The organism is Prochlorococcus marinus XMU1406 (assembly GCF_017696055.1).
GTDB classification, from domain to species: Bacteria; Cyanobacteriota; Cyanobacteriia; order PCC-6307; family Cyanobiaceae; genus Prochlorococcus_A; species Prochlorococcus_A marinus_W.
The window spans coordinates 90,946-105,346 of the sequence record NZ_JAAORG010000001.1; the positions used below are offsets into that span (position 1 = coordinate 90,946).

Annotated in this window: 18 protein-coding genes; 10 read left to right on the forward strand and 8 right to left on the reverse strand. The window is 31.1% G+C overall.

Annotated elements, in window-relative coordinates; all coding sequences use genetic code 11:
* Positions 1-44: 44 nt before the first annotated feature.
* The 3 genes from HA149_RS00450 to HA149_RS00460 are packed head-to-tail and all read left to right on the forward strand — an operon-like array spanning position 45 to position 3,984.
* Positions 45-1,853, forward strand: a complete 1,809-nt coding sequence (locus HA149_RS00450; RefSeq protein WP_209112022.1) for an SLC13 family permease — start codon at positions 45-47, stop codon at positions 1,851-1,853.
* A gap of 4 nt (positions 1,854-1,857) precedes the next feature.
* Entirely contained in the window at positions 1,858-3,261 is a 1,404-nt protein-coding gene (locus HA149_RS00455) for a potassium transporter TrkG (protein ID WP_209112024.1), read from the forward strand.
* A gap of 18 nt (positions 3,262-3,279) precedes the next feature.
* Positions 3,280-3,984 carry a potassium channel family protein gene (locus tag HA149_RS00460; protein WP_025915394.1) on the forward strand — a complete coding sequence of 235 codons (705 nt, stop codon included), beginning with the start codon at positions 3,280-3,282 and terminating at the stop codon, positions 3,982-3,984.
* Positions 3,985-3,989: 5 nt separating this feature from the next.
* Here the strand turns inward: HA149_RS00460 and HA149_RS00465 are convergent, their stop codons facing one another.
* Positions 3,990-4,292, reverse strand: coding sequence for a ribbon-helix-helix domain-containing protein (locus HA149_RS00465; RefSeq protein WP_209112026.1), 303 nt, complete (start codon positions 4,290-4,292; stop codon positions 3,990-3,992).
* Positions 4,293-4,410: 118 nt separating this feature from the next.
* On the opposite strand from HA149_RS00465, the gene HA149_RS00470 reads away from it, so the two are divergent.
* Both HA149_RS00470 and HA149_RS00475 read left to right on the forward strand, forming a co-directional pair.
* Positions 4,411-4,749, forward strand: coding sequence for a hypothetical protein (locus tag HA149_RS00470; RefSeq protein ID WP_209112028.1), 339 nt, complete (start codon positions 4,411-4,413; stop codon positions 4,747-4,749).
* 34 nt (positions 4,750-4,783) lie between these two features.
* On the forward strand, positions 4,784-5,014 hold the full coding sequence (locus HA149_RS00475; RefSeq protein ID WP_209112030.1) for a hypothetical protein: 231 nt from the start codon (positions 4,784-4,786) through the stop codon (positions 5,012-5,014).
* Here HA149_RS00475 and HA149_RS00480 read toward each other — a convergent pair.
* Entirely contained in the window at positions 4,992-5,168 is a 177-nt protein-coding gene (locus tag HA149_RS00480; protein WP_209112032.1) for a hypothetical protein, read from the reverse strand. The genes HA149_RS00475 and HA149_RS00480 overlap by 23 nt on opposite strands.
* A gap of 72 nt (positions 5,169-5,240) precedes the next feature.
* On the opposite strand from HA149_RS00480, the gene HA149_RS00485 reads away from it, so the two are divergent.
* Together HA149_RS00485 and HA149_RS00490 are read left to right on the forward strand one after the other, a co-directional pair.
* Positions 5,241-6,869, forward strand: a complete 1,629-nt coding sequence (locus HA149_RS00485) for an ABC-F family ATP-binding cassette domain-containing protein (protein ID WP_209112034.1) — start codon at positions 5,241-5,243, stop codon at positions 6,867-6,869.
* A gap of 111 nt (positions 6,870-6,980) precedes the next feature.
* Positions 6,981-7,124, forward strand: a complete 144-nt coding sequence (locus HA149_RS00490; RefSeq protein WP_209112036.1) for a hypothetical protein — start codon at positions 6,981-6,983, stop codon at positions 7,122-7,124.
* Positions 7,125-7,131: 7 nt separating this feature from the next.
* Here the strand turns inward: HA149_RS00490 and HA149_RS00495 are convergent, their stop codons facing one another.
* The gene (locus tag HA149_RS00495) at positions 7,132-8,253 is read right to left on the reverse strand and encodes a trypsin-like peptidase domain-containing protein (protein WP_209112038.1); all 1,122 of its coding nucleotides are present in this window, start codon (positions 8,251-8,253) and stop codon (positions 7,132-7,134) included.
* A 173-nt stretch (positions 8,254-8,426) separates the two neighbouring features.
* Between HA149_RS00495 and HA149_RS00500 the strand changes: the two genes are divergently transcribed.
* From HA149_RS00500 to HA149_RS00510, 3 genes are all read left to right on the forward strand, one after another.
* Positions 8,427-8,690 carry a DUF2973 domain-containing protein gene (locus HA149_RS00500; RefSeq protein WP_209112040.1) on the forward strand — a complete coding sequence of 88 codons (264 nt, stop codon included), beginning with the start codon at positions 8,427-8,429 and terminating at the stop codon, positions 8,688-8,690.
* A gap of 22 nt (positions 8,691-8,712) precedes the next feature.
* Positions 8,713-9,096, forward strand: a complete 384-nt coding sequence (locus HA149_RS00505) for a hypothetical protein (protein WP_209112042.1) — start codon at positions 8,713-8,715, stop codon at positions 9,094-9,096.
* Positions 9,097-9,165: 69 nt separating this feature from the next.
* Positions 9,166-9,312, forward strand: coding sequence for a high light inducible protein (locus HA149_RS00510; RefSeq protein WP_209112044.1), 147 nt, complete (start codon positions 9,166-9,168; stop codon positions 9,310-9,312).
* Between the two features lie 5 nt (positions 9,313-9,317).
* Here the strand turns inward: HA149_RS00510 and HA149_RS00515 are convergent, their stop codons facing one another.
* From HA149_RS00515 to HA149_RS00535, 5 genes are all read right to left on the reverse strand, one after another.
* Positions 9,318-9,659: a hypothetical protein gene (locus HA149_RS00515; protein WP_209112046.1), complete on the reverse strand. Its 342-nt coding sequence runs from the start codon at positions 9,657-9,659 to the stop codon at positions 9,318-9,320.
* 11 nt (positions 9,660-9,670) lie between these two features.
* Positions 9,671-10,585: a YihY/virulence factor BrkB family protein gene (locus HA149_RS00520; protein WP_209112048.1), complete on the reverse strand. Its 915-nt coding sequence runs from the start codon at positions 10,583-10,585 to the stop codon at positions 9,671-9,673.
* An 87-nt stretch (positions 10,586-10,672) separates the two neighbouring features.
* Complete coding sequence (locus tag HA149_RS00525; protein ID WP_209112050.1) at positions 10,673-11,473, reverse strand: inositol monophosphatase family protein; 801 nt, start codon at positions 11,471-11,473, stop codon at positions 10,673-10,675.
* Positions 11,470-12,903 carry a TolC family protein gene (locus HA149_RS00530; RefSeq protein ID WP_209112052.1) on the reverse strand — a complete coding sequence of 478 codons (1,434 nt, stop codon included), beginning with the start codon at positions 12,901-12,903 and terminating at the stop codon, positions 11,470-11,472. Before HA149_RS00530 ends, HA149_RS00525 begins: the two co-directional genes overlap by 4 nt.
* A 25-nt stretch (positions 12,904-12,928) precedes the next feature.
* Positions 12,929-14,308, reverse strand: a complete 1,380-nt coding sequence (locus HA149_RS00535) for a TIGR03279 family radical SAM protein (RefSeq protein WP_209112054.1) — start codon at positions 14,306-14,308, stop codon at positions 12,929-12,931.
* Between the last annotated feature and the right edge of the window lie 93 nt (positions 14,309-14,401).

Sequence of the window (14,401 nt, forward strand, 5' to 3'; positions counted from 1 at the left end):
TTTGAAATATTGTTTTTGGGTATATTGAGTTAAATAAGTTTCGTATGAATTTAATTGCAGTAGTTAGTAATAATTTTGATGCGTTTATAACGGTAGTTGTTTTAATAATGTCAATAATTTTGTTTGTTAAAAATACTATTGCGCCAGAATTGACTGGTTTGTTATGTGTTGGAATATTTATAGCTACAGGTGTTCTCTCTCCTGAAAAAGCTTTAGCTGGATTTGGTAGCCCATCCTTAATTACGCTTATGGGTTTATTTGCAGTTTCTTCTGCATTATTTAAAAGTGGTGCTTTAGACAGAGTAAGAGAATTGATTTCTTCTGAAAGTATTAGAACTCCAAGGAAATTAATTTCTTTAATAGCTTTTCTTATTGCTCCAATATCTGGAATTGTACCTAATACTCCTGTAGTAGCATCTTTGTTACCCTTAATTGAAGGTTGGTGTGAGCGGAGAAATATATCACCATCAAAAGTTTTATTACCTCTTTCTTTTGCTACTTTATTAGGTGGAACCCTGACATTATTAGGAAGCTCAGTAAATCTTCTTGTAAGTGATATTAGTCAACAATTAGGTTATGGATCTTTGGAATTATTTAGTTTGACTTCAATCGGAATTCCAGTATGGCTTATAGGTACAACCTATATGATTCTTGTTTCTGACATGCTTTTGCCAGATAGAGGGAGGGATAAGGAATTTATTAAAAATGGTGATATGAATATATATTTTACTGAAGTTACTATTCCCTCTACTTCAGAATTGGTTGGACAATCTGTCAGAAATAGTAGATTGCAAAGACGATTTGATGTTGATGTTCTGGAATTACAACGAAATGGAAAAGTTATTCTTCCTCCTTTGGCTGATAGGAAGATTGAACCGGATGATAGATTAATAATTCGCGTTACAAGGGCAGACTTATTTAGGCTGCAGCAGGAACATACCATTCTTTTAGGCGAAAACAAAACATCTTTCGATGGAGCAAATGTTTTCTCAGATGATGAAGGTATAAAGACCTTTGAAGCCCTTTTGCCAGCTGGCTCAACTCTGGCTGGTGCAAGTTTGAGAGAATTAAGATTTAGACAGCGTCATAATGCAACAGTTTTGGCACTAAGAAGAGGTCAACAAACTGTTCAGGAGAGATTAGGTCAAGCTGTGTTAAGGGCTGGAGATGTTTTATTATTGCAAGCACCATTAGATTCAATAAGAGGTTTGCAAGCAAGTAATGATTTGCTTATTTTAGATCAATTTGAAGATGATTTACCTTTCTTGATAAAAAAACCTATATCGATTGGAATTGCAATAGGAATGGTGGTTTTGCCTTCGGTTTCAAATATTCCATTAGTAGGTTCAGTACTTTTAGCAGTTATAGCTATGGTTGCTTGTGGATGTTTAAGACCTGCAGAGATACAAAAATCAATTAGGTTAGACGTAATTTTATTGTTGGGCTCATTATCATGCTTTAGTGTCGCTATGCAAGTAACAGGATTAGCAGATTTAATAGCAGTCAATCTAAACTTTGCCCTTAATGGAATGCCTCTTTATTTTGCACTAGTTGTAATTTTTGTATCGACAGTTATTCTTACACAATTTATAAGCAATGCTGCATCCGTTGCTTTGATTTTGCCTGTTGCTATTGAATTCTCAAATGTATTAGGCATTTCACCAAGCGCTTTAATAATGCTTGTTTTATTCGGTGCAAGTCAATCTTTTTTGACTCCAATGGGTTATCAAACGAATTTAATGGTTTATGGTCCTGGAAGATATAGATTTTTCGATATCGCAAAATACGGCGCTGGATTGACATTTATAATGTCATTTACGATACCAGCATTGATCATTTTAAATTACGGGTAATATTTTGAAATTCACAAGTAAGGTTTATCAGTTAAAAGATGCTTACAAAAAGCTATCTGTACCTCAATTTACTATTGTTACAGGCTTGTTTATTATTTGCCTGGGAACTTTAATTTTGAGTTCTCCATTATGTTCATCTTCAAAAGTTGGTTTGTGGGAAGCATTTTTTACATCTACTTCTGCTATAACCGTAACTGGATTAACCATAATAGATATTGGTGCTGATTTAAATTTATTTGGTCAAGTTTTCTTGGCTTTTATGCTTTTATCGGGTGGTTTAGGATTAATGGCTATTACAACATTTTTGCAAGGGTTTGTTGTAAAGGGGACAAAGCTAAGAACTAGATTAGACAAAGGAAAGACTCTAGATGAATTTGGAGTTGGAGGAATTGGTCGAACTTTTCAAAGCATAGCTATTACGGCGATTAGTATCATATCCTTGGGCGCAATTGTTTTATATTCTTTTGGATTTGTAGACATTCAAAATAATTGGGAAAGAATGTGGTCCTCTATTTTTCACAGCATATCTGCATATAACAATGCAGGATTTTCTTTAATGTCAAATAGTCTTCAAGACTATAGAACAAATTATTTGGTAAATAGTGTTTTTGTTTTTCTCATTTTTATGGGTGGATTGGGATGGCGGGTTATTGATGATATTTGGAGTAATAAAAAAAATCTTTCTTATAAAAAATTAAGCCTTCATTCCAGACTAGTTATTAGGACGAGTTTGTCTCTAATATTATTCGGATCATTAGGATTCTTTATCACTGAATCATTGCTTAATAGTCAATTTTTTAATGATTTGAATTTGTTTGAACGGTTATTGTCATCAATCTTTGAAACAGTAAGTGCAAGAACTGCAGGATTTACACATTATCCAATCTCTTTGAACTCGATTTCAGATACTGGTCTTTTGTTATTAATGACTTTGATGTTTATAGGAGCGAGTACCGGAGGTACTGGCGGAGGAATAAAAACAACTACATTTATTGCTTTAATGGCTGCAACTAGATCAACTTTAAGAGGTCAGAAAGATGTAATTATTAGCAATAGATTAATTTCAGATAAAGTTATTCTAAAGGCAGTTGGAATCACAGTTGGATCTTTACTTTTTGTTCTTTTAATGGCAATGTTGCTAAGTACAACAAATACGTTTGTTAAGAAAGAATCTTTCACATTCCTAGAAATTCTGTTTACTTGCATATCTGCATTTGCAACTGTTGGTTTTGATATTGGTTTAACTGCAAAATTAAATCATTTCGGCCAATTTATTCTTATTGTTGGAATGTTTGTGGGCAGACTTGGTATCCTTTTGCTTTTAAGTGCACTTTGGCAGGCTCTTTATAAGAGTAGAATAGATAGGCAAAAGAGAATTGGCTATCCTAGGGCTGATCTTTATGTTTAGGATTGACTAAGTTTTATTATGGCTGATTGGTGGCAGTGGTCTCAAAAGAGAGAAAAAGAAGCCCTCACTTTTGCAGTTGTTGGCGTTGGAAGATTTGGAACTGCTGTTTGTAGAGAACTTATAAGTAATGGTGCAGATGTTTTGGCTGCAGATTATTCGGAAAAAGCTATTGATGATTTGAGACAATTAGAACCTTCTATAGAAGCTAGAGTTGTAGATTGTACTGATGAAGAGTCTATGAAAGAATCCGGAATACTTGAAATGAATACTGTCGTAGTAGGTATAAGTGAACCTATTGAAGCAAGTATAACTACAACACTTATTGCTAAAGATAGTGAAGGTAGCAAAGTGAAAAGAGTAATAGCAAGAGCTACGAGTGATTTGCACGAAAAAATGTTAAAAAGGGTAGGTGCAGATAAAGTTGTCTTCCCTTCTAGAATGCAAGGAGAAAGATTAGGTTTAGAACTAGTAAGACCAAATCTTATTGAAAGATTGGAACTCGATAACCAAACTGGTATAGATGAAATAACTGTTCCAGAGGAATTTATTGGTAGATCTTTGAGAGATTTAAATTTGAGGAAAAATTATTTAGTAAATGTTCTTGCAGCAGGACCTGCTGAAGAGTTAACAGTTAATCCTCCAGCAAAATATATCTTGGAAAGAGGAAACATTTTGGTAGTAATGGGAAAAACTGCAGATTTACAAAAATTGCCGCAGAATTAAATATTTTAGTCAGATTTTTTATAGTATCTAATCCTTTGAGGAGCTCTTTTTAATCTTCTTACGCTTTGTTTTTCAAGTTCGTCTCTAAATTTATCGGTATTTAAATTATTTTCTGAGAACAGTGATCGACCCTCTTTCTCGAAGTATTTTTTTATACCCTCTTGTATTAACACTTTTGCCATATTACTAACTGTCCTAGATTCACAATTAGCTAAAGTAGTTAACTGCTCACATATTGATTCTGGAAGAACTACCTGAATTCGAGGGGATTTAGGCTTCCCATTAGTTGAGTTTTGACGGGTAGCCATTAGTCAAAGTTGATAACTGTTACTTATAAGTATACACAGTTAGTCAAGGATACTATCTTTGTGTATATTATTAGTAAGGAAATTTATGTCCCTATCAATTAATTGTTTTTATTGTCCCATGAAAAATTCAAGAAAAATTGATTCTCCTAAAAGGTCGATAATTGATAAAAAGAAAAAAAGATTAGTTAATTCTGATTCTCACGATAATGAAAATAGTGATGTTTTGGTATCAGCTGTAATTAGTCCATATTTGTTAACTCATCTTCACCATATTCTTCAGCAGTCTGAGTACTATGCCCAAAAAGATGGAAGAAAATCTCATGCAGCTAATTTCGCGAAACTTAGAAAAGTTTTATGTTTAGACGCAAGAAGTATGGCAGATGCCTCAGCAAAAGAAATACAAGATGCGGATAATGATTTATCTATTAATAAATATAATGAACAAAATGTAGCTTGAAGTAATAGTCTATTAATAAATAGATTTTAAAAACATGTCCACTAATGCTGAGAAGCTCTATAAGTTAATATCTAACGACTCCAAAAAGAAACAGAGTTTGTTTATGATAGCCTTAACTAATCCCAAAAAAGCCTTAGATAAAATATGCGACATTGGCAAAGATTTAAATATTTCTGTGACTAAAGAAGAGGTTATTGAATATTTAAGTACTATTGATGATGAGGCAACTAAAATGTGGTTAATTAAGGCTCGAGGAGGTCTTTAGGAAAGGGTTTAGAATAACTATTATTTGTATTAGTCATAGGTTTTATTCTTTTGTTGTAGCCACCTCCACCAGCTAAAGTCCAAAAAAACCAATAACTTGGTATTGCAAGAGCTGCAGCTATGAAAATTACTACAATTTGTTCTATTCTTTTCATAATTTAATTTTATTCCACAAAATATTTTTTAGTAAATAAGCCACAGATTTTGTAAATTCTATTTTTAAAACAGTGATTAGATTCGAAGGTGTTAGTAAAATTTATTCTACAGATGTTGTTTTAAAAAATATTAATTGGGAGATTAAGAAAGGAGAAAAAGTTGGCTTAGTTGGTTCTAATGGCGCAGGTAAATCAACCCAATTTAAGATTTTAATTGGAGAGGAAGAGCAAACAAGTGGAACGATCATTAAAGAGGGAAATCCTAAAATTGCCCATTTAAAACAGGAGTTTGATTGTAATTTGAATTTTTCAGTTAGACAAGAATTAGAAAGTTCTTTCAAAGATATACAAATTGTTGCTATTAAACTTTTAGAAATTGAGAATAAAATGAAATCATTGAATATAAAAAAACATTCCGATCAACTTGAAATATTTGTAAATCAACTCGCTAAATATCAAGAACAATTTGAAGCTCTAGGTGGTTATAAAATGCAATCTGATGTAGAAAAAATATTACCAAAATTAGGTTTCTCTATAGAAGATGCTGATAAATTAGTAGGCAATTTTTCAGGTGGTTGGCAGATGAAAGTTGCACTTGGAAAAATAATCTTACAAAAACCTGATTTACTGTTACTGGATGAACCAACCAATCATTTAGATTTAGATACTATTTTCTGGCTCGAAGAATATCTATCTTCGCTTAAGATTGCAGTTATTATAATCAGCCATGATAGGTATTTCTTAGACAAATTATGTAAAAAAATAATTTTTGTAGATAGAGGAACATCTGAAATATATAATGGGAACTACACTTTTTTTGTTCAACAGAAGTCTTTAAATGATGAATCTCAAAATAAGGCATATCTACTACAACAAAAAGAAATTGAGTTACAGAAAAAGTATATAGATAGATTTAGAGCTAGTGCAACAAGAAGTTCCCAAGCAAAGAGTAGAGAAAAACAATTAAAAAAGATTTCTAAAATTGAGGCTCCCATAGCAAAAACAAAAAGTCCTGTTTTTAATTTTCCAGATTGTCCTCGCTCTGGAAAATTAGTTCTAAATATCAAAAATTTGTCTCATAGTTTTGAGGATAAAATTCTTTTTTTAGATGTTAATTTAAAGATTTCTTCGGGTGAGAAAATAGCAATATTAGGACCTAATGGCTGCGGTAAATCTACCTTGCTTAAAATTATTATGAAAAAAATATCTCCTGAAATTGGAGAAATTATTCTTGGTAAACACAATATAATTACTAGCTATTATGAACAGAATCAGGCTGAAGCACTTTCCCCTGAGGAAAGGGTTATTGATTTATTATGTGATAAGTCTCCAGAATGGTCCCAAAAAAAAGTAAGAACATTTTTAGGAGGTTTTGGCTTTTCAAATGAAACTGTCTTTAAATATATTAAACATCTCAGTGGGGGAGAAAAGGCAAGATTAGCATTGGCACTAATGATTATTAATCCCAGTAATTTTCTTCTTTTGGACGAGCCAACTAATCATTTGGATCTGCAATCTAAGGAAAACCTAGAATTAGCAATTAGAAATTATAAAGGGTCATTATTAATCATTTCTCATGATCGGTATTTTATTTCAAAGGTTGCAGATAGAATTGTCGAAATTAAAGATTCAAAGTTATTTTCATATGATGGTAATTACGAATATTTTTTAGAAAAAACTCAAAGCCATAAAAAAATTTGATTGCTCTTAATAATGTTTACATTTGGCTAAGCAAGATCACTCATTTATCTTTACATAGTTTACGGTTCTTGATTAGTCTAAAAAATACAAAAATAAGTTTTTAAAATTAATATGAAAAATTACGATTTCCAAGAAAAACAGTTTCCAATTTCCGATCCTATTGAAAATTATTTTGAATGCATTGCTACCTGCGATATAAGGGATGGTAGATGTATTTCTAGGTGCGTGGAAATACTTAAAGAGAATGGCAGTTAAATCTTTTTTAGTTTTTTTGTAGATTAGTTATATCAGTTGGGATTACTTTTAATTTAATAAATTTATTTTTACGCTTCAACAATATATTGACTTGTTTATTGATGCCATTTTTACTTATTTGGTCTATAACGTCTGATGCGGTTTCAATATCTTTATTTCCTACTTTTATTAAAATATCATCTATCTTGATTCCACTCTTTTCAGCTGGACTGTTCGGTACTATATATCCAACTTTTACGACATAATCTTTCCTTTCGGAATTACTCTCTTCTACTAGACTAATTCCAATCATAGGATGAATTACTTTTCCATTTTTTATAAGTTGATAGGAAATTTCCTTTGCTTTATTAATTGGGATTGCGAAGCTTAAACCCGCTCCTGGCCCTGATCTTATCAAGGTATTAATACCAATTACTTCTCCATCTCCATTCAGTAATGGACCTCCAGAATTTCCAGGATTAATAGCAGCGTCTGTTTGTATCAGTTCAAGTTTTTTATCATATATTCCTAATTGAGTTACGTTTCTATTGAGATTACTAATAATACCAAGTGTAACTGTGTTTTCTAGTCCAAATGGATTTCCAACTGCTATAGCCCAATCACCAACTTTAATCTTATCCGAATTGCCCAATTTTGCTTTTGGCCAAGGTCCTTTTCCTTCAATCTTTAGCACAGCTAAATCAGTAAAAAAGTCTTGCCCTATAAGTTTTGCGTTTAATTTTTTGCCATTGGTTAAACCAACAATCACCTTATCGGATCCATTCACAACATGAGCATTAGTCATTACAAGTCCATCTGCAAATATAAATCCACTTCCCTGGTTTTGCTCTATCCTTGGACGATTGTCATTAGGTAAATCTAATCCAAAAAATCTTTCAAAATATGGGTCTAGAAATAGTTGAGAATTTCTTGGTATTTTTCTTTTTTTAATATATCTTTGAGTATCTATTGTCACTACAGCTGCACCGGTTCTTTCTACAGCTTTAGTTATAAAAGATTTGTTTGAAAATAAATTAACTTCATTAATGTTTGGTTTACTTAATGGTTGGGATATTACTTTTGCAGGACATGTAATGCCCACATTAATTAAAGAGGCTAGTAGTAATAGCTTTTGGATGTATTTTTTCAATTTTGACTTTATTAAGTTCTTCGAAGGATTCTATATAATATATTATTGTAATTTAAATATAACTACTAGAAAATTTAATTTAATCTAGAGAATAATTTTTTATCCTAAAACAGCTAAATTTATTTTTTTCAGGCTATGATATTAAAAATACAAATAATTAATTTATAAGTTTAATGACTATTTTATTCCCAATAATATATTCTGCAGCCTTAACCTATTTAGTTTGGAAGGCTTTTAGAGTAATGTCTAATGGTTGGGGTATATCCGATAATAAAAATAAATCTTTCAGTACTTCCAGTTTTAAACAAAAAAAGTACACAATACATCCAGAACTTTTAGATAAATCAGGGAACATAACAGAAGAGGAGTTATTAACAGTAAGGTTTTCGAATGATAATGACTCTACATTAGAAGAAAAGGGTTCAACAACTGATTAATCAAATTACATTAGGAAAGAAATTGGAATTTAGAACAAAAATTGTCTCAGCGGTAATAAGATCTCTCAAATTACCCCCAAGGTTTCGTTTAAAAATGGTTAAAGAAGATCCAGTCAGACTTGAACTAAGTCTTACCCCTTCTTACGGTAAAAATCCAGTAACTGTTGGTTTAGTTGAATCTTTAGACTTGGTCGCTCGAAGAGATAGAGAAGGTAGATTGCCTAGAGATCTCCAAGGGACTTGGGACTGGACTGTAAGACATGGAAAAGTTAGTACTGGAGGTTGGAACCCTATGTTGAAAGAAGCATTGCAAACAATGTTTGATACAGGATTACCAGCAATTGTATATGAGGAATTAACTGGAGATGAGTATCGACCTGTTGATGGTGTAAGACATGTTAAATAAATAATTTATTATTTTTCATAAATTCTTCCTTAAAACGTTAAAATGATCTAATAAATAATTTAGTTAATTATGAAAGATGACAATCAACCAAGATTTGGTTTCGTCAATTATGCAGAAACCTGGAACGGTCGTATGGCAATGATGGGTATTTTGATTGGTCTTGGTACTGAATTAATTACTGGACAAAGCATTCTTCGACAAATCGGAATAGGTTAGGATTTTTACTTTACTTCTTCTGCTTTCACTTCAATGGTGCTTTCACTAGGCTTTTTATTAAATTGATTGTTATTACTAATATTTTCTATATTTGCCCCACAATTCATGCAGGTTTCATTTGAGCCTAAGGATATTGATCCACAACTATTACATGTATTAATTTTTGATTTGTAAAAGTTAAAACCAATTAGTACTAATATTACTAATAGTAGAGGAATTAAAAATAATAGCAGTAGAATTTTACCGAGAAAGCTTATAAAAAAGTTTATTCCAAAAATTGGAAGTACTATAAGTATGATTAATGAGTAAGTAAGAAAATTTTTATTAGCCTTAAGAAAATAATTCATCTTTGTTATTGTTATCTATGTTTTCTTTTTTTATTTAATAAAGTCATACTAGCAATAACGACGCTCCAGCACTGTCCAAAATATAAAATCACTCCTAGTAACCATACCCACAAAGTAAGTACAAGAAATCCTCCAATAAAACCATATGCTTGAAATCTTGCTCCAAGTGAGAGAATACTTTTACTTACTGCTAAGTTTAAAGTGGTTAGGCCAATTCCAATCAGAAAAGATCCAGGTAAAAGTGGTTTTAAGGGAACTTTTCTACTGGGTAAAAGGGCTTGTAATAAAAGAGCCATTAAAGAAAAACCGATTAATGGTATTGCAAACTGACCAACCTGTAATAGCGGCAACTTTAATAATAAATCAGAAATAAGATTATTAGATTTTGAAAGATTTTCTAAAACGTTACTTGGGATCATCCTAAGATTTGCACTAATCTGATCTAGGACCATTAAAAAACCAATAAAGAATACTATTAAAAAGGCTTCAACTCTATTTCTGAGAAACCTGGAAGCTTGGACTCTCCAAGCAGCATTTACTTTTTTAGAAGGAATTTCGTCTTCCCAAAGCCTATCTGAACCTCTTTGAAGAGATAGATATGCATTTCCTGCTGTAAAAAGCAAAAACATAGCTCCCAGGATACCTGCCCCAAAACCTTGATCTATCAAATTAAATAATGTTGTTTCTACTAACTCAACTACTGAAGGAGGTAAAATCTGAGCAGCAATAGAAATTATTTGTTGATCTAATCCTTCTTGTTTTCCTAGAAACCATGAAGCTATTGAAAGAGAAATCAGAAGAATAGGAAAAAATGATTGAAGTGTGTAGTATGCAAATGCAGCGCTTAAATCAACACAATCAGATTTGCTCCATCGCTCACAAGCTCCCCATAAACTTTTAAGTATCCATGTTGAACTCCGCTGCATATTAATTTTCTTCAAATATTTTATTTATTTATTTTTTATTGTATCTGATTAAGAATTTTTTCAAGCAATTATTTATTTATGATGCAACTATTTTCCCAATAATAAATTGCCCCATGGTTTTAAAATTTCAAATTTTTCTATAGATCTACAAGCAATTAATGGAAAATTAACATTGCTCAAGTCTTCTCCTGCAACTAAATTTAAAGGGTCTGTTTCTAACCACTCTATAGAACAATTGAGTTCTTCTAATAGCAGCCAGGCTGCTGCAATATCCCATATCTTTGGGGTTGATTCTATCGCTCCAAAAGTTTGTCCCATAGCTACACTCGTTAGATTTAAACTTGATACGCCTAAGAGTCTGATTTTGCCAGGAAATACTGAATTTGGTTTTTTTTGTAAAATTTTTATAGACCTACTACACAAAGAAATGCATTCACTTTGACGATTATTTTGGCTAGGATCTATTTTTTGGTTGTTTAACCAGACCCCTTTACCTTTAATTGATACAAACTTTTTTTTCAATGTAGGAATTATTAAAAAAGAAGATTCCGGTTTACCATCAACGAACCTTGCCACTGATATAGACCAGTAAGGAATGCCCGCAGCAAAATTTGTTGTCCCATCTAGTGGATCGACCACCCAATAAGCTTTTGAGTTTGGAACTGACTTTTGCCCTTCTTCACTAAGGACGCCCTCACCTGGAGCTATTGAAGCTAAGCCATCTACGATTGTTTTGTCACTCCATAAATCACAACTTGTTAATAATGATCCATCTGCTTTATTGCTGGCGCTAATATTACCAAAATCTTTTTTCTGACGTTGACTAACTAATTCAAATAAAGAATCTAATTCACTTAGTTGATTATCAGTTAAATTTGGTGCATTCATCTTTGTATATTGCAAATAGACTCTGTATCTTTAATTTTAGTATTATTAATTCCCAAACAACTTTTACTTATATCAATAAAAGTTAATCTTTCTAATTCATCTAAATTCAAATTGTAATTATATATTGCATTAATATTTTTTGATTTCGCATTACTTAATTCACTTTGTCTAACAAGAACATCTTTTAAGGTTGATATTCCAACATCATATCTAAGCCTGGAAAGCCTTACAGACTCTTCACTAGATTCAATTTCCTTAAGAGAAGAAATTATTTTCTCTTCATTTAATTTGAGATTTAGGTAAGCTTTGCTAATGCTTGTGGTCAAAACATTTTTTAGATTTTCATAAGCATATTTTTCAGCTTCAGCATCTGCTATTTTTGATTTGTAGGAATTCTTGTTTTGTCCTCCATCAAAAATACTCCATGCAAAATTTAGACTTATGGTATTTGTATAATTAGATCCAGATTTATCAGAGTCGATATTAGTTGCTAGAGAGTCACCCTTTGAAAATGTACTAGATAATGAATTACTGATATAGATATTTGGCTTATTTTGAGCTAAAAAGCTCTCAGCTTGGTTCTTTTTGATTGATTTTTGAAGAATAAGGTTTTTTAAGGAAAGATTTTTATCCAAACCCTCATTAATATTCTTATTCAATTTATGATTCCAAAACCCTATAAGATTTTGCTCTTTATTAGTTTCGAAATCTCCCTTAACATTAAGAATCTCTTTAAGAGAAATTTTATTAATTTCATGTTCTATTTTCTTTTCATTAAGTGATTGTTGATCTCGAGATAATTGAGCTTCTGCTTCAAGAACTTCAAATTTTGTACCAATTCCAGCATCTAGCTTCGCTTTAGCATTTTCTAAACTTGTAATTGATAAATCAAGCGTAAATTTTTTATTCTGAATATCTTGATATGACTTTTTGTATTTGTGATATCTGATTCTTGCTTCTTGAATTAAATCTTTTTTCTTAATCTCAAAATTATTTTCTGCAATTTTGTAATTTGTTTTGGCAATTTTGATTTCAGATCCTCTTAGTGGGGCAATTACATCCCATTTAATATTCAGGGAGGGATTAGCCGTAAATTGTGATGTTTTTAAAGTAGGTGAATTGCTATTGTACTTTTTACCTGTGACATATTTTGGTAACCCATTGGCTTGAAAATCTAAGGATGGGTATCTTTTGGCAATTTGACTGGAAAGATTAAAGCTTGCAGAGGCTACTAGGTTTTGTAATGATTTTAATTCTTGATTATTTAATATAAGTTTTTCTATTTCTTGATGATCAACAAAAGTAATATTTGATTTTTCTTCTAAAACATTATCAATGTAATTTTCTGTTTCGCTCGATAGAACATTAAAGGTATGCATACTTAGAGTAAGTGGCAATAATAAAAAAGGTTTTATTACTCTTCTAAGCATCTTTTATAGTTTCGAAAATATTTGATTAACCAATCAAAGTATTAATAATATCATTTGAATCATCAAGAACGTGAATTTTAGTATTTATTTGATTCTCAACTTCTTGAATATTTTTATCATCTAAAAATAAATCAGTATTAATTTTTAACATAATAGATGGTATATAAACAGCTTCTCCTAAATCCTTATTTCTCAGCCCGTAAATTAGATCTTCTCCAGTAAGAAGACCTGTAACAACTTGATCTTGACCCCAATAAATACTTGGCAAACCATATAAATTAATTGTTAATCCATTAATTAAGTTTAATTTCTTAACTGTAGGAATTAGTGCTTCATAAACTAATTTACCAACAATCCAACTAACTTTTTTTGGATTTTTTACTTTTTGGGGTAGGTTTTGAGTCTTCTCTCTTAATGCTTCTAGAAAGTTTCTAATAGTCCCAACTCCATTAGATTCTTGTGGCATATTTTCGTAGGTTTTGTAACTAGGTAAATTTGTACCAGCAATTAAATACCATTCGTCTGCTAGCCAACAAAAACGAGTCCCAAGAGTAATTTGTAGAGAGGCTTGAATTCTCTCTACTTGTTTAATAGTGTTTTTTGCGTATTCTGGGTTTATTGCTTTCAATCCATCATTTTCAGGTCTAAATTTTGTAAGTCCTACAGGAACTATTGCCACTGAAAGTACTGTTTGAGAGGTTTTTTTGTAAAATTCAGCAAGCTCCAAAATTGATTTCTCAAGAATATCCCCATCATTTATATCTGGACAAACAACAATTTGAGCATGTATTTGAATAGAGTTTTTTTCAAACCATGAAATTTGATCAAGTATCACTCCTGCTTTTTTATTTTTTAATAATTTTTCTCTTGTGGCGGGATCAGTAGCATGAACTGAAATAAAAAGTGGGGATAGTTTTTGCATAGCAATCCTTTCCCAGTCTTCTTTTTTTAAATTCGTAAGAGTTAAATAAGAGCCATATAGGAAACTTAATCTATAATCATCATCTTTTATATAAAGGCTTTTTCTTTTTCCACTTGGCTGTTGATCAATAAAACAAAATGGACACCTATTATTACATTGCTTGATTGAATCAAATAATGCATCTTTAAAATTTATACCTAAATTAACGTCTTGATCTTTTTCAATATTTATATTGTGAATCTCATGATTTTTATCTAAAACTGATATATCTAAAATTTCTTCACTAATCAGAATCTGATAATCAATTAAATCTCTTGGTTTTTTCCCATTAATACTAATAATTGAATCACCTGATTCAAATCCTATTTCTTCAGCAATAGAATTAGCTTCAATACTTTCAATTTCTGCAGGTTTAATTTTATAAGTAATATTAGGAACCAAAAAATCAATGGTATCTTCATTGTAATTAATTTCTTGCCACACAATTTAAGGCCAAATACTCTTATTTATATTTATTCTAGACTTATATATGACTCAAAGTGTATTAAATACTTTTAAAAAACTAAATATAGGTGT

What these genes read in the sequence shown, in the direction of transcription:
- HA149_RS00515 (WP_209112046.1), bottom strand. Translation starts at nt 9,659, where the DNA reads ATGAATTATTTTCTTAAGGCTAATAAAAATTTTCTTACTTACTCATTA.
- HA149_RS00520 (WP_209112048.1), bottom strand. Translation starts at nt 10,585, where the DNA reads ATGCAGCGGAGTTCAACATGGATACTTAAAAGTTTATGGGGAGCTTGT.
- HA149_RS00510 (WP_209112044.1), top strand. Translation starts at nt 9,166, where the DNA reads ATGAAAGATGACAATCAACCAAGATTTGGTTTCGTCAATTATGCAGAA.
- HA149_RS00460 (WP_025915394.1), top strand. Translation starts at nt 3,280, where the DNA reads ATGGCTGATTGGTGGCAGTGGTCTCAAAAGAGAGAAAAAGAAGCCCTC.
- HA149_RS00470 (WP_209112028.1), top strand. Translation starts at nt 4,411, where the DNA reads ATGAAAAATTCAAGAAAAATTGATTCTCCTAAAAGGTCGATAATTGAT.
- HA149_RS00465 (WP_209112026.1), bottom strand. Translation starts at nt 4,292, where the DNA reads ATGGCTACCCGTCAAAACTCAACTAATGGGAAGCCTAAATCCCCTCGA.
- HA149_RS00480 (WP_209112032.1), bottom strand. Translation starts at nt 5,168, where the DNA reads ATGAAAAGAATAGAACAAATTGTAGTAATTTTCATAGCTGCAGCTCTT.
- HA149_RS00475 (WP_209112030.1), top strand. Translation starts at nt 4,784, where the DNA reads ATGTCCACTAATGCTGAGAAGCTCTATAAGTTAATATCTAACGACTCC.
- HA149_RS00530 (WP_209112052.1), bottom strand. Translation starts at nt 12,903, where the DNA reads ATGCTTAGAAGAGTAATAAAACCTTTTTTATTATTGCCACTTACTCTA.
- HA149_RS00500 (WP_209112040.1), top strand. Translation starts at nt 8,427, where the DNA reads ATGACTATTTTATTCCCAATAATATATTCTGCAGCCTTAACCTATTTA.
- HA149_RS00490 (WP_209112036.1), top strand. Translation starts at nt 6,981, where the DNA reads ATGAAAAATTACGATTTCCAAGAAAAACAGTTTCCAATTTCCGATCCT.
- HA149_RS00450 (WP_209112022.1), top strand. Translation starts at nt 45, where the DNA reads ATGAATTTAATTGCAGTAGTTAGTAATAATTTTGATGCGTTTATAACG.
- HA149_RS00525 (WP_209112050.1), bottom strand. Translation starts at nt 11,473, where the DNA reads ATGAATGCACCAAATTTAACTGATAATCAACTAAGTGAATTAGATTCT.